The organism is Shewanella sp. Koi 1, from assembly GCF_052907445.1.
Genome location: NZ_JBREJM010000001.1, coordinates 2,053,707 through 2,071,065, shown reverse-complemented (window position 1 = coordinate 2,071,065; position 17,359 = coordinate 2,053,707). Strand labels below are relative to the sequence as shown.

At 50.5% G+C, this 17,359-nt stretch carries 12 protein-coding genes; 6 read left to right on the top strand and 6 right to left on the bottom strand.

All coding sequences use genetic code 11. The features are described from left to right. Positions 1–48 precede the first annotated feature (48 nt). Entirely contained in the window at positions 49–1,674 is a 1,626-nt protein-coding gene (locus ACUZ8J_RS09130) for a M28 family metallopeptidase (protein WP_446693640.1), read from the bottom strand. Between the two features lie 160 nt (positions 1,675–1,834). Between ACUZ8J_RS09130 and ACUZ8J_RS09125 the strand changes: the two genes are divergently transcribed. After that, positions 1,835–2,860, top strand: coding sequence for a diguanylate cyclase domain-containing protein (locus ACUZ8J_RS09125; protein WP_342200821.1), 1,026 nt, complete (start codon positions 1,835–1,837; stop codon positions 2,858–2,860). Between the two features lie 67 nt (positions 2,861–2,927). Here ACUZ8J_RS09125 and ACUZ8J_RS09120 read toward each other — a convergent pair whose 3' ends face one another. From ACUZ8J_RS09120 to pdsO, 3 genes are read right to left on the bottom strand one after another with little or no spacing between them, the layout of a single operon-like run. Further along, positions 2,928–3,617, bottom strand: a complete 690-nt coding sequence (locus ACUZ8J_RS09120; RefSeq protein WP_446693639.1) for a class GN sortase — start codon at positions 3,615–3,617, stop codon at positions 2,928–2,930. A 3-nt stretch (positions 3,618–3,620) separates the two neighbouring features. Next, positions 3,621–5,888, bottom strand: a complete 2,268-nt coding sequence (locus tag ACUZ8J_RS09115) for a marine proteobacterial sortase target protein (protein ID WP_446693638.1) — start codon at positions 5,886–5,888, stop codon at positions 3,621–3,623. Between the two features lie 45 nt (positions 5,889–5,933). Beyond that, positions 5,934–6,728 (bottom strand): sortase-associated OmpA-like protein PdsO, encoded by a 795-nt coding sequence (pdsO, locus tag ACUZ8J_RS09110; protein ID WP_392448829.1) that lies wholly within the window; start codon positions 6,726–6,728, stop codon positions 5,934–5,936. 245 nt (positions 6,729–6,973) lie between these two features. Here pdsO and pdsR point away from each other — a divergent pair, with 245 nt between their 5' ends. From pdsR to ACUZ8J_RS09095, 3 genes are all read left to right on the top strand, one after another. Beyond that, positions 6,974–7,666: a proteobacterial dedicated sortase system response regulator gene (pdsR, locus tag ACUZ8J_RS09105; protein WP_011622965.1), complete on the top strand. Its 693-nt coding sequence runs from the start codon at positions 6,974–6,976 to the stop codon at positions 7,664–7,666. A gap of 27 nt (positions 7,667–7,693) precedes the next feature. Then, complete coding sequence (gene pdsS, locus ACUZ8J_RS09100) at positions 7,694–9,853, top strand: proteobacterial dedicated sortase system histidine kinase (RefSeq protein ID WP_011717342.1); 2,160 nt, start codon at positions 7,694–7,696, stop codon at positions 9,851–9,853. Between the two features lie 124 nt (positions 9,854–9,977). Continuing rightward, positions 9,978–11,177, top strand: a complete 1,200-nt coding sequence (locus ACUZ8J_RS09095; RefSeq protein ID WP_248966980.1) for a cystathionine beta-lyase — start codon at positions 9,978–9,980, stop codon at positions 11,175–11,177. Between the two features lie 112 nt (positions 11,178–11,289). Here ACUZ8J_RS09095 and ACUZ8J_RS09090 read toward each other — a convergent pair whose 3' ends face one another. Together ACUZ8J_RS09090 and yegD are read right to left on the bottom strand one after the other, a co-directional pair. Further along, positions 11,290–11,787 carry a CreA family protein gene (locus tag ACUZ8J_RS09090; RefSeq protein ID WP_083757983.1) on the bottom strand — a complete coding sequence of 166 codons (498 nt, stop codon included), beginning with the start codon at positions 11,785–11,787 and terminating at the stop codon, positions 11,290–11,292. A 27-nt stretch (positions 11,788–11,814) separates the two neighbouring features. After that, entirely contained in the window at positions 11,815–13,269 is a 1,455-nt protein-coding gene (gene yegD / locus ACUZ8J_RS09085; protein WP_446693637.1) for a molecular chaperone, read from the bottom strand. 324 nt (positions 13,270–13,593) lie between these two features. Here yegD and ppk1 point away from each other — a divergent pair, with 324 nt between their 5' ends. Both ppk1 and ppx read left to right on the top strand, forming a co-directional pair. After that, on the top strand, positions 13,594–15,756 hold the full coding sequence (ppk1, locus tag ACUZ8J_RS09080) for a polyphosphate kinase 1 (protein WP_446693636.1): 2,163 nt from the start codon (positions 13,594–13,596) through the stop codon (positions 15,754–15,756). Positions 15,757–15,798: 42 nt separating this feature from the next. After that, entirely contained in the window at positions 15,799–17,355 is a 1,557-nt protein-coding gene (gene ppx / locus ACUZ8J_RS09075; protein ID WP_446693635.1) for an exopolyphosphatase, read from the top strand. The last annotated feature ends 4 nt before the right edge of the window (positions 17,356–17,359 follow it).

The following is a 17,359-nucleotide window of genomic DNA, read 5'->3' as shown; positions in this document are numbered from 1 at the left end:
ATAAGCATAAAAAAGGACGCCTTAGCGTCCTTTTTGCATTTTATATAATTACTTTTTACGACCGTCTTGCTCACGCTTGGTCTTAAAGTCCGAAGCCTCTAACCAATGGGGCCAATCTTTTCCATTCGCTAAAATAGTGAGCATGCTGGCCATCAGATCTAAATCCTGCTTCACCCCTTCGAGTGTCCAGTTAGGATCATAATCATCGGCGCCCTTGTGGTATTTATGGGCAATATAGTCAGGATCCGTATCCCCAAGGCTCATAAATAACAAGCCAGGCACACCTTGTTGGGCCAGTGCGAAGTGGTCCGATCTAAACATCAAACCATTTTGTGGTCTTGGATCGCCCTTCACCACCCGCCCCTGCGCCTTAGCGGCCTTGTCCAAATAGGTTTCTAACTCAGACACGCCCTCACCATAGCGCAGAATATAATCCACACCTTGGTTCATATTCATGCCGTCGATATTCAAAAAGGCGACGATGTTTTTAGTCGGCACACTCGGATGCTGAGCAAAGTGCTGGGCACCAATCAAGCCGGTTTCTTCGGCAGTAAAGGCACTAAACAGGATTGAACGCTCAAGCGGCGCGGTTTGCGCTTGTTTGGCAAAGTAACGCGCCAGCGCCAACACGCCCGCCACACCACTGGCGTTATCCACGGCGCCATTGATGATCTCTGGCTTGCCATCTTCAATCACTGTACCAAGATGATCCCAATGGGCGTGCATCATCACCACTTCATCGGGGCGGCTCTTGCCCGGCAACAGGGCCGCCACATTGTGGGATTCGGCGCGTTCAATCGTATTGTTTAAACTGACATTGGCCTTGAGCTTTAAGGGAATGGCCTTAAAGTTTGGCTTGGCGGCTTGTTGCTTTAAGGTATCGAAGTCCATGCCCGCCTTGGCAAAAATCTTATTGGCAACATCATGTTGCACCCAACCCATCACGCCCACCTGCCCTTGATTATTATTGGCATCGACCAAGGTGAATTTAGTGCCTGTATTGGAGTTTTGCACTACTCCCCAGCCATAGGCGGCAGGTGCCGTCTCATGGACAATAAATACAGCTTCGGCGCCTTGACGCGCGGCCTCTTCGTATTTGTAAGTCCAGCGGCCATAGTAGGTCATGGCATTGCCTTTAAAGACCTGGGGGTCTTGAGTTGCAAAACCTGGGTCATTGACTAACACAATCACGGTTTTGCCTTTTACATCGAGGCCTTGGTAGTCATTCCAGCCATATTCAGGCGCATTTATGCCATAACCGACAAACACCACATCGCTATTATTAAGGTTGACTTTATCGCTAATTCTCTGAGTTCTGGCGGTAAATTCACTGCCATTGGCAAACTTAAGTCCACCGATATCGAGTTGCATGTTTTGATCGGCGGTGATTTTCGCCAGCGGCACTGCCTGCAAATAGCTGTCGCCAAACCCCGGCTTAAGCCCTATCTCTTTAAAGGCTTTCTCAAGGTAATCAATCGTCAGTTGCTCACCTTCAGATAAGGGCGCGCGACCGCCGAAGGCATCACTGGCTAAGGTTTTGACGTCGGTGCGATACTGGCCGAGATCCAGGCTGTCACTGAGGGAAGATGCGGCCATAGTAGGCAGTGACAGTAAGGAACCTAGGGCACCGGCAAGGATGAAATTTTTCAAGACTTTCTCCCAAGTTATTATCATTATTTAATTTTAGCGATAAACTCTATCATATCCCCCAACGCTTTTGGCAGGTAATTCAGCCTGCATTTGGGCATTAGTTGTAACGGGATTTAACGAGCAAAACTGTTTACCCAAATGTGGTATACCAAGTTTATCGAGTTATTTTTATTGGGATGTATCCATGTCACGAGATTTATTACAAACCGCAGCCTTGAATCTTAAAAAAGCGGTGCCTTTAATGCTCAAGCATCAAATTCCCACCACGCCAATCAATTATGCCCTGTGGTATACCTACGTGGGCGAACAAAACCCAGCGTTAAACGCCCAGCTCGATACGGTTATCGCCCACTACAACACTTGCCCACCCGTGAGCAGCGAGTTGTTGTTCCGCCAGTATGTCGCCGATCCGGTTGAGTTGGATGTGCGCGATATGCGACTTAACCTTGAGGCCATGTCCACCGAGCTGTCGCAATCGATTCGGGATACGAATCTCGATGCGACTGAGTTCCAAACCTGTATCAACGACAATTTTGCCAAACTCAATGGCATCGAAGAAGGTGCACTCAGCGTTGAGCAAGTGCTCGATTTAGTGCGTAATTTGGTGAAGGAATCCGAAAATATTCGCTCGAGCACTGAGTATTTCACTACTCAGTTACAAAAAGCGCAGACTGAGATTGATGCGTTAAAACAAAAGCTTGAAAAAACAGAGAAAGATGTACTTTACGATGCGCTCACTGGCTGTTTAAACCGCCGCGCATTCGATGCCGATATAGCTGGCATGTTGGCGCAGGCCCCCGAAGGCACCTGCCTTATCTTGGTCGATATCGATCACTTTAAGGCCTTTAATGACAACTATGGCCACCAACTGGGAGACCAAGTATTAAAAGCCGTTGCCAAGCGCCTACAAGAAGCCTGCAGAGATGGCAGTAAACTGTACCGTTTTGGCGGTGAAGAGTTTGCTATTTTGGTGCCCAAAAGCCAACTACGTATAACAAGGCAACTGGCTGAGGCCATGCGCCGTGGGCTTGAAAAACTCAGTCTTAAGGATAGGCGTAGAGACCAACGCATTGAAAATATCACCGCCTCCTTTGGCGTCGCCCAGTGGCAGGAAAAACAAGTGGCGATCCAACTGATTGAAAGAGCGGATATGTTACTTTACGAAGCCAAACGCTTAGGTCGAAATCGGGTGATGCCGATGAGCAACTAGCTCGAATAAAAAGGCAGAACTCAGGTTCTGCCTTTTTGTTTATCACGCCTTAATAAATTCTTGCTCGCTACGCAACCTTTTGAACCCTCGCCTGAGTAACAATCGTTTCAGCGGATTGCACCGCAGCAGGTTCGGGCTCGACCGGAATAGCCTGCACCACAAAACGCAGTTCGGCACCGCCTTGCAGCGCATCGAAGGGATAGCAAGTGATCAGCGTTAAGCGATTACCCTCACTTGGCGCCATCCACTCAGTTTGCGATTCATGCACCACTTCGGTCGCCACCACTTGGTAAACAATTTCTTTGCCCGTCGCAGTTTGCAGCGCCAAGCGGCGTCCAACACTGATGCCATTTAACATCGCGAAATGCGTATCCCTGTGCCCTGCAATCACAGTGTTGCCTTGCGCGCCAGCGGGCGCACTCGATAGCACTAAGGCTGGCCCGAAGGCCAAATTACGACCAGATGCGCCCGCCAGTACATATAAGCTATCGTTGGATGCCGGACCATCGAAGTGATTCGGTCTTTTAGCTTGCTCGATGGAGAGCTTAGCTACGGGATAGGTATCGGCCCAGGACCAAGGTTTATGGGACTGACCATCGATTAAGGTTTTAGCCCAGGCTTGTTCAATCAAATATTGGGCAAAGTGTGCTTTCGCTTGCATATAGAATCCTTTTCCAAACAACGTGATGCCGAGTAATACCAATCCCACCAGCAACCCTATTTGTATCTGTTGAGTCATGCGCATGCTCATGGACATGACTCAAGTATTCAGCGCTAATGACAGCGCGCGTTGCTGCCGCTGCTGGCGACGAATCGACAGCGCCAACATCAAGGTAAGCAGTAACACTGCGCCCCCTAAGAGCATGTCGAAACGGCTCGAGGTCGATGTTTGTGGTAGAACCCCCATAGGCTGCCACCCCAAGGGCAAATGCTGGCGCACCACCGCATCGCGGCTCATGGCATTGCTGGTGATGGGGGTTAAATCCACCGCAACCAAGCTGGTATAAGGGCTGACTAAGTGGTAGTTCAGCGACAGCGCCGTGACCTGTTGCTTGACCTTGTCATCGTTAGCGCCGTTTTTACTCAGCTCTAATGCCGCAATCTGTTTGCGCGCCCAGAGTAAATCGAGCCCAGCTGCTGGTTGCGCTACCTCAGTTGCAGAATGGCTTGCGTCATTGGCTTGTAAAGATAATGACTGTTGCCAGTTTTTATGGCCCTGACGACCGGAGATCACGAGTTCCTGAGGCTCTCGTGGGTGACGCTTTAGGCTAATCAACACCGGTTCACCGCGGTAAAGATCGGGAATAGGCGCTGGCCAGTAGTCAGGCACTGAGCCATCGTCAAAGCGCACCTGCAAATCGGTGAGTACCGGATACTGGATTTTGCCCAGCAATTGACTGATCTTTTGTTCCACCTCATCCACATCACCAATGTAAGTAAAAGTGCCACGTCCAAGTTCAGCCGCACGCTGCATAAAATGCGAGTTCGGCGCCGAGCCAATGCCTACGGTGAAAAGACGGTTGTCGCCGATTTGATTCCGGATTAACTCAAATAACGCCGCCTCATTGCCGACGGAACCATCGGTCATAAAGATCACTTGTCTTAACGACTTCTGCTCACTCGACGCTGTGTTAAACGCCTGTCTTGGCAGCGCGGCATTTAAAGCCTGCGCCATCTCGGTGCCGCCATCGGCCTGTAAACGATTCACAAACTGACGAGCCTTGTCCAGATTACTCGCAGTTGCGGGCAGTGGTGTTGACGATAATAAAGACACATCGGAGTTAAATTCGATAAGGTTAAAACTATCCTGTGGCCTTAAACCACGCAGCGCATAACGCAGGGCATTTTTCGCCTGAATGATGGAATCCCCCGCCATCGACCCCGAAGTATCAATCACTAAAATAAGCTCACGGGGCAAGTTAAGTTGTTCACTCGCCTCGACTTTGGGCGGCAGAACCATCACTAAGCTGTAGTTATCTGTATTGCTACTATTGTCAGTTGAACCTGTATCCGCACTTGCATTGTCGTCCTGTGACACATGGGTTTTGCCCGCTTGGTTGAATACCCAAGCCACGGGACTCGTGCCCTGCTTAAGACGCCATTGCAGCACAAAGTCACTATTAGCGGGCACGCGATTGGCCAAAGCGGCCGTCAGTTGGCCCTGTTTTTCCTCTATCTTAATGGGATGATACGGACTCACCACGGCTGATTTGTCCACGCCTTCACCGAGTTTGACCTTAATATCGGCCTTAAGCACAGGGTCTGCCTCGCTATTGGCATCGCGGATGGGGGCAATAATCCGGTCGGCATCGAAGACTTGGCTGCTGGTCACGCGCTCACCATTATTCCCACCCAGTGTTAGGCCTGGAATATAGCGCGGAGCCACCACTAGCGGAAAACGTAGGCTAAAGAGACCATCTTCATAATGAATGGTTTCTTGATAACTGATTTCAACCACCAACTGCTCATCGGGAGCGAGGTTGGCGACTTCGGTCGTGAACATATTGGGCCGTTCTTGGCTGACTAGACTGGCACGTTTCCCTTCGGCTTTGGCCTGTTCAAAAATCTGTTTTGCCAGCTGTTTCGGGTGAATTTGACCTTCGATGATCCGCTCACCAATGTGCAAACGCAGTGAGTCCACCGCCGCCTCATTGGGTAAAGGGAACAGATAGCGGCCATTGAGGACAAATCCCGTTTGATTACTGAAAACCTGCTTTACGCTCACCCTATTGGCTAACCCCGAGACCTGCATCGACACTTGCGTGTCCACGGGTAAGGACGGCATTAAACGGCCGCTGGCGGTTTGATACACCAACATCCCTTGGGTGATATCGTCGAAACTGAAGGGGGGCAATGTGCTCGCCGTGTGTTCATCGAAGGTCGCGGCAATATTTTGCGGTGCCGATAAGGTGCCCACACTGTTCGGTGAGGCTAACACCGCAAATGGTAGCCCCCAACAAATGGAGGCGCCGATCACTAGCATCGCCAGTGTTTGACAAACTTCTTTTACCCTTTTCCCTGTGATCATCACAAAGGCTCCTGCTCTTGATTGAATACGATTGATATTGTTGAACTATTCGGTCACGCGGCTCGCCATCAGCCCTTGGTTAGGCTGCATGGTCAGAGTGACTCGGCGGTCGAACACATCGGATTCACTATCTTGCTGATCATTGAGTGGCATTCTGGCGCCGAAGGCTTGGGTGGTGATCCGCTCGGGGGCAACGCCTTGCTTAATCAAGTAGCCCCGCACTTCTAACAAACGTTGCTCCGAGAGCGCTTGGTTGTAGGCCAGATCACCGCGACGGTCGGCATAACCTTTCAGCTCGAGATTGGACTCGCTCGAGCGCTTCATCACCTTGGCGACATTGTCTAATTGGGGCAAAAAATGGCTTTCAAGCTCCGACGAACCCGTACGGAACTGCACATTCATGCCCAGTGCCAACTCACTTAACAGTTGTTGTTGCTCGGCGAGCAGTTCATCGAGTTGCTTTTGGGTTAAGGCGTATTCGGCGGCGCGTTGCTCGCTGGCCTGTTGTTTAGCCGATAAGCTCGCCAGTTGTTGGCGCTGCAGGGCAATATGCTGTTGCTGGGTTTTAACCGTGTCGGTATCGGAGACCGATTGACCGATTAAGGTGCCGGTAAATCCGCCGATAATGGCGCCAACAGGGCCCCCCACTAGGGCGCCAAGTAACGCTCCGCCGCCAAGACCTATCAGCGCTTCACCATCATCCTCATCTTGCTCAAGCATCTCAGTCTGTGGCTCTGAGAGCACGGGCTGATTTTGCAGGGATACCCTTGCCGATACGCTAGCGATGGGCGCGGCGAATACACTCAGTACCAAGATATTAATCAGCGTCTTTTTCATCATCTCATTCCTTTTGATTTGTGCTGCGCTTACCCACCTAAGTCATTAGCGCGACGGGTAAAACGGAATGAGCTTATTAAACACAAGCGCCATGGCATAAGCGGGGATGGAAAATGGCAATGCGACTATCAATTGTGGCAACAAAATGGCAATTGCATTTGGGAGCTTTTCTCAGAAATAAATTCCTGTATAGTCACGAAAACTTATCCCCAGACACTTAGTCCCAGCAGTCAATAGGAAGATGGCTAATGAAACGTATCGCCATTGTGGAAGATGAAGCGGCCATTCGCGAAAATTACAAGGATGTGTTGCAGCAACACGGTTACAGTGTGCAAACCTATGCCGACAGGCCATCGGCCATGTTGGCGTTTAATACCCGTCTGCCGGATTTAGCCATTATCGATATAGGCCTTGGCAATGAAATTGACGGCGGTTTTATGCTGTGTCAGTCCCTGCGCGCCATGTCGAACACTCTGCCGATCATCTTCTTAACCGCGCGGGATAGCGATTTTGATACTGTGTGCGGCCTGCGTTTAGGCGCCGATGATTACCTGAGCAAAGAAGTGAGTTTCCCCCATTTGACCGCTCGCTTAGCCGCGCTGTTTCGCCGCTCTGAGTTAGCCACCAGTCAAACGCCGCAGGAAAATTTACTGGAGCGCGGGCCGCTCACCATCGACGCCAATCGGATGCAGGTTTCTTGGAACCAGATCCCGATTGAACTCACAGTTACCGAATTTTGGATGGTGCACGCCCTGGCCAAACACCCGGGGCATGTCCGTAGCCGTCATGAGCTGATGCAAGAGGCGAAGATTTTTGTCGATGACAGCACTATTACTTCCCATGTGAAGCGCATCCGTAAGAAGTTTATGGCCGCCGCGCCCGAATTTGATTGTATCGATACCGTTTATGGCATGGGCTATCGCTGGGACAGCCTAGCCTAAACCATGTAGCAGATTAGCCAGCATTCTATGACACGTTTTCCCTTCGGTCTTCGCACTAAAGTTATTGGCCTCAGCCTGTTTTTACTCTGCCTACCTTGGTTGGGGTACCAATATGTGTGGGAGATGGAAAAATACCTGCGCCACGGTCAGGAACGCACCTTAGAGGGCACTACTCAAGCCTTAGCGACCGCCTTACACGAGCGTCCCAAGCTATTCGACGGTCAGGCCAGCTTTTTAAAGCAGGTTGAAAAGAGTCGCGATCTCTATGCTTACCCCCTCGCGGGCGCGATCCTGCTCGATGGTAAACTCAATGAATGGCAGGAATATCAGCACAGATTTATCCAGTACGGCGAGGCGAATCTTATCATGCGCGCCGATCCCAGCACGCCGCTCACCTTGAGTTTTACCCATATGGTGGGTCAGTACGATGGTTATCTGTATGCCTTTTTTCAGGTGGTCGATCCCAATGTGGTGTTTCGGGGCAAAAATGCCTTAAGCGTCGATAGAAACGATCACCTGTCGATTGCGACCCTTGCCCCCGACAATAAATTTAAACGCTATATCGTGGCCACGACTCAGCCTGGCTGGATCAGTGCCTTCGAGCTGCCCGCCAACCCTAAGCAAACCGTGCCCGTGACGCCCGAAGTCCGAATTCAAGGACAATGGGCCACCACGGATGTGGGCTACAATATCGAATTGCGTATCCCCTTAGACATGGTGGGCAGCAAACTGGGGTTTGCAATTTCCGATGTCAACGACAGCAAGTACCGCGATATCACTGCCGTTGTCGGCACCTCCGCCTTAGATACCGTCGATAAACTGGGTACAGTCCTAGTGCCATCACCCGAAATTGAAAATATTATCAAAGGGATGAGCCACTACAGCTCACGGATTTGGGTGGTCGACAAACACGGCCGTGTGCTCGCGAAGTCTGGCGATATCCGTGATAGCAACAGTGTATGGACGCGCACCCTCGATGATGAAAACAGCAATTCTATGTGGCAACGTTTTCAGCGCGACTACCTGCACCCGCTCTATTATAAAATCCTCACTAAACCACCTAAGGATTTTATCGATTCCCTGCAGGACTCGACCGAACTCGACGGCAGCCATATTCAAAAGGCGCTCGCGGGACAACAAAGCTCGACCTGGCGACTGACGCCAGACAATAAGGCTGTGGTGCTTGCGGCCGCCAGCCCCATTTGGATAGATAACAATGTGATGGGCGCCGTGGTGGCCGAAGAAACCACCCACGGTATTCGCACCCTGCGTAACCGCGCGCTGGAAAAACTGTTTAACGTGATCCTGACCATTATGAGCATGGGCACCTTAGCGCTGTTTTTCTTCGCCTCGAGTATTTCGAATCGTATCCGCAAACTGCGTGATGAAGCCGAAAATGCCATCGACAGCCAAGGTCGTGTGCGTAACCATTTAAAACCCTCTAAGGCACGGGACGAGATTGGCGACTTATCCCGCAGCTTTGCCAGTATTGTCGGCCGTTTGGGTCAATACACCCATTATCTAGAGAATATGTCGTCGCGCCTGTCCCATGAGCTACGCACCCCGGTGGCCGTAGTGCGCTCCTCTTTAGAGCACTTAAATCTGCAAACCTTAGATAAAGACACCCAAAAGTACGTCGACCGCGCCCAAGAAGGGGTGAGCCGATTAAGCATGATTTTAAACAACATGAGTGAGGCAACGCGCCTTGAGCAGAGCCTTACTCAGGCCGATGTGGCTAAGTTCCCACTGTCCCAAGTGGTGAGCGGCTGTATGCAGGGCTATCAAATGACCTACCCTGAGCAGCAATTTAGCGTCAAAGTGCCCGAGCAACCTTTGATGATGCAGGGCGTGCCCGAATACATCGCCCAATTGATGGACAAACTTATCGCCAACGCCATCGAATTTTGCCATCAAGGCAGTGCGATTGAAGTCACCCTCACCCAAGTTGGCAAACAAGCCACTTTGCTTATCAGTAACTTAGGACCACAGTTGCCAGTGGATATGTCGGAGCAGATCTTCGACTCCATGGTTTCGGTGCGGATCAATCAAGCCCAAGACAAACCTCACCTAGGCTTAGGTTTGTATATTGCGCGGCTCGTGACCGAGTTCCATCAGGGTAAAATTTTGGCTCGCAACCGCAGCGAAAACGATGGGGTCGATATTCTGGTCACCCTACCGCTGAGCTAATCCACGCTCTGCAACTTGAGGCAAACTCATCTGTTTGCCTCCTGCCATTTTCACGGGCAGATGCTAAGATGACGGCCATCACAATGGATAACAACATAAAAACTGACTCGCCAAGGTAAGCCCTATGACAGATAAACATCAGCTAGCCACCCAAATCGTCAGCGTCGGTCGAGATAAAAAATGGACCAAGGGTGTGATTAACCCACCCGTATTTCGCGCATCGACTATCGTCTTCGACACAATGGAAGATATGCGTCACGCCGCCAAAAACAAAACCAATGGCGAAATGTTTTATGGCCGCCGTGGCACCCCGACCCATTTTGCGTTTCAGGCGGCGATCAGTGAGCTCGAAGGTGGCGCAGGTACGGCGCTGTATCCCTCGGGTGCGGCGGCGATTAGCGCGGCTTTGTTATCGTTTTTACAGGCGGGCGATCACCTGCTGATGGTCGACAGTGTGTACGAGCCAACCCGCGATCTCTGTAGCCATATTCTGGCGGGCTTTAATATTGAGACCACCTATTACGATCCCCTGATTGGTGAAGGTATTCGCGCGCTTATTCGCCCCAATACTAAGGTGCTGTTTTTAGAGTCTCCCGGCTCCATCACCATGGAAGTGCAGGACGTCCCGACCCTGTGCCGTATCGCCCATGAACATGGATTAGTGACTATTCTCGACAACACTTGGGCCTCGCCAATCAATAGCAAGCCATTCGAGATGGGTGTCGATGTGTCGATTCAAGCCGCGACCAAATATATCGTCGGTCACTCTGATGTGATGATTGGCACCGCGACTGCCAACGAAAAGCACTGGCCGCAGCTGCGTGAACGCAGTTATTTATTGGGGCAAACGACTTCCCCCGACGATGTGTATCTCGCTACGCGCGGATTACGCACCCTTGGCGTGCGCATGGCGCAACATGAGAAAAATGCTCTTAAAGTGGCTAACTGGTTGAAAACTCGCCCCGAGGTTGACCATTTACGTCACCCCGCCTTCGATACCTGCCCGGGACATGAGTTCTTTAAACGCGACTTTAGCGCAGCCAACGGTCTGTTCTCCTTCGTGTTAAAGCAAGGGGATCAGGAGGCGGTGACCGCGCTCGTTGAAAATATGCAGCATTTTAAAATGGGGTTTTCTTGGGGCGGTTATGAGAGTCTGATCCTAGGGATTTTCGGGATTGAAAAAATCCGCAGTGCCACTCAGTGGGATGCAAGCAAGCCATTGATCCGTGTGCATATTGGCCTCGAAGATCCCGATGATTTAATTGCCGATCTCAGCGCAGGCTTCGATCGCTTTAATGCCGTACTCGCCGCCAAGGCTAAATAAAGCTTAAACAAATTATGTGAAAACAACGAAGGCGGGAGCTTACTCGCCTTTATTTTGCCCTGCCTTCGTTTTGTTCTACATTCGTCGCGAGTGAACCTTCAATTCACCTTTGCTATTTGGGCTGCGCCGCACTTATTGCGGGGTCAATCCACGCCTGAGAACCGTACAAAGGCACGGTCGATAAGGCATGTTTGTGGCTGCCATTGGTCTCTTTGGTCGAATAGGATAAATACAGCAGGGTTTGATTAGGCGCATCGTAAATTCGGCGCACTTTTAAGCTCTTAAATAAGATACTTAAGGATTCGGTAAAGACCACTTCGCCGTGTTTGCTCTTATCGATGTTGGCGATATCGGCGGCGGAAATCGGCCCGGTTTGACGACAACTGATGCCCATATCCGAAGGATCGGCAAAATCGAGGTTCGCTTCGATACGGCTAATATGGCAAGTCACCCCAGGGATTTTTGGATCCTGCTTGGCATCGATAATCACATCTTTAGTGGTAAATAACCCAAGGCTCACTTTACCTACGTCATCGCCGCAGCCTGTGAGCAGAGTCCCCGCCAGCGTCACCGCCAGCAAAGACATTAAAGCCTTATTGACTCTTTTCATCTGTTTATCCTTATTCATCATCCTTCCCTATTGAGCAAAACACTTTTGTGCCCAGCGCGTTAATCCCGCCGTCACCGAACCAAAGTGGTCACCGACGACCACTGGGGTATCGGGATAAAGGCTAGTGATTTTAGCGTAAATCGCGGGGCTGCGCGCGGTGCCGCCCGTCACATAAATCACATCGGGTTTGCACTCTAGACTATCGGCATCCACGGACAGCTCCTCTGGCGCTAAACCATTGCCTGCAAGACTCTTTGCCGCCTGAGTCAGCGCTTGGTGCATCAACGCCTCAACCTTGGTGAGCGAAGGCTCAATCGCCGTTTCAAACCCCGTGCGGCTCACTTCTGCCTGAAGTGATGCTTCAATAAAGTCCAGCGCACTCTCAGTCGTTTGCGCTTCAGACAGGGCAATTTTGGCGCGCTCGGCGAGTCGTACAATTTGGTAGCTTAACTGTTGTTGCTGCACTTTGAGCAATCTTTTTAGCAGCTGCGGCTGCTCGGCCTCTTTAATGAGTTCATCGATCAGCTTGCGAGTGCTTAGGGTGGCAAACTCACGCTGAGCGCTAATATCGTTGACGGCGACGGCATTCCAAAAGGGATTGCTCGGCATTGGCTTACCGTTGCTCATTAGCGAACCTAAACCAAAGTGCGGCATAAAGGCATTCATCGCCAGCGCGATATCCAAATCATTCCCGCCAATCCGCTGGCCGCTGTGGCCGAGGCAATCGGCACTGCGATCGAAACTTGCCTGATGCTTTGGCCCCATTTTGACCACAGAGCAGTCGGTCGTACCGCCACCCACATCGACCACCAGCACGGTTTGGTCGGCACTGAGACTCGCCTCATAATCCATCCCCGCGGCCAGTGGTTCGAACAGAAATGCTACATCAACAAACCCCGCCCGTTTCGCGGCTAAGGTTAAAATGGCCTCGGCTTGGCGGTTGCTCTCTTCACCACCAATGCCTTGAAAGTTCACTGGGCGACCAATCACCGCATGGGTAATGCTTGTCTCTCCCTCTGATGTGACGTCCTTTTCAGCGAGTACGGCTTCGGCGCGCACTTTAATATGCTGCATCATTAAGGTGACTATGTCTTCAAACAGGGCGACTTGTTCGGGTCTCAGGCCCGTTGCCCCTAAGAAGGATTTTGGTGAACGGACATAAAAACCTTCTTCCGGCATTTCAAGATAAGCTGCCACGGCCTCCTCACCCACAAACACCGCTTGGGTTTCGGCATCGAGATCTAATTCATGGCGCACCATACGGGCGCGGCTCAATTGCGCGGCACGCTTCTTGGCATAATCCGCTTTCAACGCCTGTGGCAAGCCACGGTAAACGGCCTCGGCAATAAGCTCTCTATCCATTGCATACACAGTGGAAGGTAAATAAGCTGAATCGCTCGATAAGGGTAACAGTGAAACTTCATCTCCCTGCATGATCCCAACGGCACAGTTGGCACTGCCATAATCAAATCCGACAAACATCCGCTTACCCCTACAGTCAAACCACAATCAAAAAGCCGAGCAAGGTAACACAGTTTGCCCCAATCCCAAAGGAAGCCCCGCACAGTTCCCCTGCTTTACCTTGTAAATTTGCGGCTAAATGCAAGTTCATTTTAAAGTCACATTTCTGTCACACTTGTCATCAATCTGACATATTCAGCTCGTATCTTTGAGCGCATATCACTTTCGCCTGAAGGGGAAATGGTCTGTAAATCCCTTCATTTTTCAGTAGCAAATCTGATTGCACTCCGATGGATGAATGCTATTGTATATTGCGCCATGACGCTTGCTTAAAGGAGCTGTGCAGTGTCCCCGAATACCGATAAACTGTCGATCGATAAAGAAATCTCTTGGTTGTCATTCAACGAGCGGGTGCTGCAGGAGGCCTGTGATCCCAATGTGCCTATCGTGGAGCGGGTGCGCTTTTTAGGCATATTCTCCAATAATATGGATGAGTTCTTCCGGGTGCGGGTGGCCGCGGTCAGACGCTCAATTCTGCTCTCCGCGCTGCAGGAAGGTCGCAGCAATAGCCGCCATCTAATGGCCAAAATTCAGACCAAAGTGATAGCATTGCAGGAACGTTTTGACAGTATTTACGTCGAGCTGATGCGTGAGTTAGTCCGCCGCAATATTTTGTTAATCAACGAAAAACAATTAAGCGAGTTCCACAGTAACTGGCTTAAAAAGCATTTTCGCGATCACTTTAAACGCCATATCGCGCCGCTTATCGTCAACAACAATCGCGACCTAGTGAAGCATATCAACGACGACGCCACCTATCTGTGTGTATGTTTATTCACTAAATCCCGCAGACAATATGCCCTCGTGGAAGTGCCAACCAAAAATGTGCCGCGTTTCATCGAGTTACCCGCCGAAAAATCGAAGGCGAAAAAATACTTGATCCTGCTGGATAACATTATTCGCCACTGTGTGGATGACCTCTTTGGTCCCTTCTTCGAGTACGAAGCGATTGAAGTCTATTCGATGAAACTGACCCGCGACGCCGAGTTCGATATTACCGACGAACTTGAACAAACCCAGCTCGAGAAAATGACTAAGGGTTTGAAAAAACGCCTGACCGCCGAACCCGTGCGTTTGGTGTATGACAAAGAAATGCCCGAGCACATGCTCGAAATGCTAAAAGAAAATTTAAACATCAGCTCGACTGAGTGTTTGATCCCCGGCGGGCGTTACCATAGCTTTAAGGACTTTATCGGCTTCCCTAACCCTAGTCGTGATTACCTCGAAAACGAAAAATTGCCCGCGCTCAATAGCTCGGGCTTTGGCCGCAGCGCCAACAGTTTCGATGCGATCAAGATGGGCGATATTATGGTCAACTACCCGTACCATAAGTTCTCCCACTTTACCGAAATGGTGCGTCAGGCCGCCTACGATCCTGCGGTGCGTTTTATTCGGATCAACCTTTACCGTGTTGCGAAAAAATCCCATGTGATGCAATCGCTTATCGATGCGGTGAAAAATGGCAAACAAGTTACCGCCGTGATTGAGCTGCGGGCACGCTTTGACGAGCAATCTAATATTGAGTGGACACGGGTGCTCGCCGAGGCGGGGGTGAAGGTCCACCATGGGATCACCAGCTTAAAAGTACACTCTAAGTTGTGTTTGATTGGCCGCGAAGAGCAAGGCGAGATGAAACTCTATTGCCACGTGGGGTCAGGCAACTTTAACGAAGGCACGGCGCGGGTCTATACCGACTTATCGCTGTTTACTGCCAATCAGGAAATCGCCCGCGAAGTGGAGCAAGTGTTCGACTTGATTGAACATCCTTACCGCCGCGATAACTTCCAGCATTTGATTGTGTCGCCCTATGATGCGAGACAAAAACTGACCCATTTGATTGATAACGAAATCGTCAATGCCCAGAGCCATATTAAGGCGGCGATTACCTTAAAATTGAACAACCTGCTCGATGAGTCCTTAGTCCAAAAACTTTACGAGGCCTCGGCTGCGGGGGTCAAAATCAAACTGTTGATCCGCGGTATGTGTTCGCTTATTCCACAAATTCCGGGGATCAGCGACAACATCGAGATCTACAGTATTGTCGACCGATTTTTAGAACATTCACGGGTGATGCTGTTCCACGCCGGTGGTGAGAATAAATTATTTATCAGCTCCGCCGATTGGATGAGCCGCAACATAGATAACCGCGTCGAAGTAAGTGTGCCTATTTATGATCCGCGTCTAAAACAAATGGTGATGGATATTTTATCGTTACAGTTCAATGACAACACTAAGGCGCGCATCATCAATAAGGAACAGAGCAATCCTTATCGTAACCGCGGTAATAAACGTAAAGTGCGTTCTCAAATTGCCATTTATCAATATCTGATTAATTATGAGAAGCGGTTGCAGCAAGAATTTAGCGCCCAGCGCGAAGCCGCAAAGCTTGAAGCGGAGCACGCGGCGGAACTTGCCCACAATCCAGAATTACAGGCCAAAGCCAGCTAATGCTGGCTTTATCATCGTCTCGATTGCCTAAGGATAATCCGATTGGTTGCCACACATTCACAACCGCGACACTTTGTCGCTATCGACATGGGCTCAAACAGTTTTCATCTGGTTATCGCCCGTGAGCAAGACGGCAGCTTGCAAATATTGCACAAAGAAAAACAACAAGTTCAGTTAGCGACAGGCCTCAATGCGCAGAACATCCTCAGCGTGGATGCTATCGAGCGCGGCCTCAATTGCCTGCGGGACTTTAATCAGCGTTTTTCCAACCTCGACCAAGCCCAAGTGCGTTTAGTCGCCACCCACACCCTAAGGGTGGCCAAAAACCGTGAGCAGTTTATTGAAGCGGCGCTCAGCATCATGCCCTACCCGGTGGAGGTGATTTCTGGCCACGAGGAAGCGCGCCTCATCTATAACGGCATTGCCCAAAGCCAAGTGCTTGGCAAACGCAATATAGTGATCGACATTGGTGGCGGCTCGACCGAAGTGGTCCTCGGGCAAAAAAATACCCCCACCCATTTATCTAGCCTGCGTTGTGGCTGCGTGAGTTTTAACGAGCGCTTTTTTATCGATGGCCAAATCACGCCAGCCTCATTTCGCGGAGCCCAAAGCGCCGCCGATAAACAATTTGCCTCGCTCTCAAAGGAATATTTCAGCAGCGATTGGGACTTAGTGCTTGGTAGCTCAGGCACAGTCAAAGCCATTTGCGAAGCGATTCAGGAAGATCATGGCGATGAAATCGTCACACTCGCCCGTCTCAAACAATTAAAGCTGAAACTGATTAAGTGCGGACACATCAGCCAAGTGCAATTTGCTAATGTCGATGATAAACGCACGCCACTCGTACCCGCAGGTCTTGCAATATTAATCAGCTTTTTTAGGCGCTTACCCATTGAGCAATTGGAGTTTAGCCCGGGCGCCCTGCGCGAAGGCGTACTCTACGAATTAGCGAAAATCGGCCAATATCAAGATATTCGCCACCGTACAGTTGAAAGCATCGCCCAGCTTTATCATGTGGATATGCCCCATGCGGCCAAAGTGCGGGACACCGCCATGGCGCTGTTTGAGCAGGTCGCCGATGAATGGGGATTAAGACCCCATGCGCGTTTGCTCTCCTACGCCGCCACCTTGCATGAGATAGGGCTGCACATTAACTCAAAGGCATTGCATAAACACGGCGCTTATATCATTAGTAACAGCGACTTACCCGGTTTTAGCGAGGCGCTGCAACAGGATTTAGCCAGACTGATTGCTAACCACCGTAAGAAACCCAATGAATTGCTACTGGCTGAATTAGAGCCAGGCCACAAGCTCACCCTCATTCGTCTCGCCTGTCTGCTGCGTTTGGCGGTGTTAGTGCATTTAGGTCGAATTGCCAAAGCCTTGGTGCTTGAGAAAATCCAAGTGGTTCCAGATGGCCTCATGCTAGTGCTACCCAGCCATAAACGTAAAATCAGTTTGTTTATGAAAGATTTGCAGCGTGAACAAAAACAGATGGCGGCTTTAGGGATGCAGCTGCGTTTAGTCTCTAGCCTTGGGCTGAATCAGGATAAAAATCTCGAGGTAAAAGACGACACATTGAACGCCGTCGCCAGCTAATCTG

What these genes read in the sequence shown, in the direction of transcription:
- ACUZ8J_RS09130 (WP_446693640.1), bottom strand. Translation starts at nt 1,674, where the DNA reads ATGATAATAACTTGGGAGAAAGTCTTGAAAAATTTCATCCTTGCCGGT.
- ACUZ8J_RS09125 (WP_342200821.1), top strand. Translation starts at nt 1,835, where the DNA reads ATGTCACGAGATTTATTACAAACCGCAGCCTTGAATCTTAAAAAAGCG.
- ACUZ8J_RS09120 (WP_446693639.1), bottom strand. Translation starts at nt 3,617, where the DNA reads ATGTCCATGAGCATGCGCATGACTCAACAGATACAAATAGGGTTGCTG.
- ACUZ8J_RS09115 (WP_446693638.1), bottom strand. Translation starts at nt 5,888, where the DNA reads ATGATCACAGGGAAAAGGGTAAAAGAAGTTTGTCAAACACTGGCGATG.
- pdsO (WP_392448829.1), bottom strand. Translation starts at nt 6,728, where the DNA reads ATGATGAAAAAGACGCTGATTAATATCTTGGTACTGAGTGTATTCGCC.
- pdsR (WP_011622965.1), top strand. Translation starts at nt 6,974, where the DNA reads ATGAAACGTATCGCCATTGTGGAAGATGAAGCGGCCATTCGCGAAAAT.
- pdsS (WP_011717342.1), top strand. Translation starts at nt 7,694, where the DNA reads ATGACACGTTTTCCCTTCGGTCTTCGCACTAAAGTTATTGGCCTCAGC.
- ACUZ8J_RS09095 (WP_248966980.1), top strand. Translation starts at nt 9,978, where the DNA reads ATGACAGATAAACATCAGCTAGCCACCCAAATCGTCAGCGTCGGTCGA.
- ACUZ8J_RS09090 (WP_083757983.1), bottom strand. Translation starts at nt 11,787, where the DNA reads ATGAAAAGAGTCAATAAGGCTTTAATGTCTTTGCTGGCGGTGACGCTG.
- yegD (WP_446693637.1), bottom strand. Translation starts at nt 13,269, where the DNA reads ATGTTTGTCGGATTTGATTATGGCAGTGCCAACTGTGCCGTTGGGATC.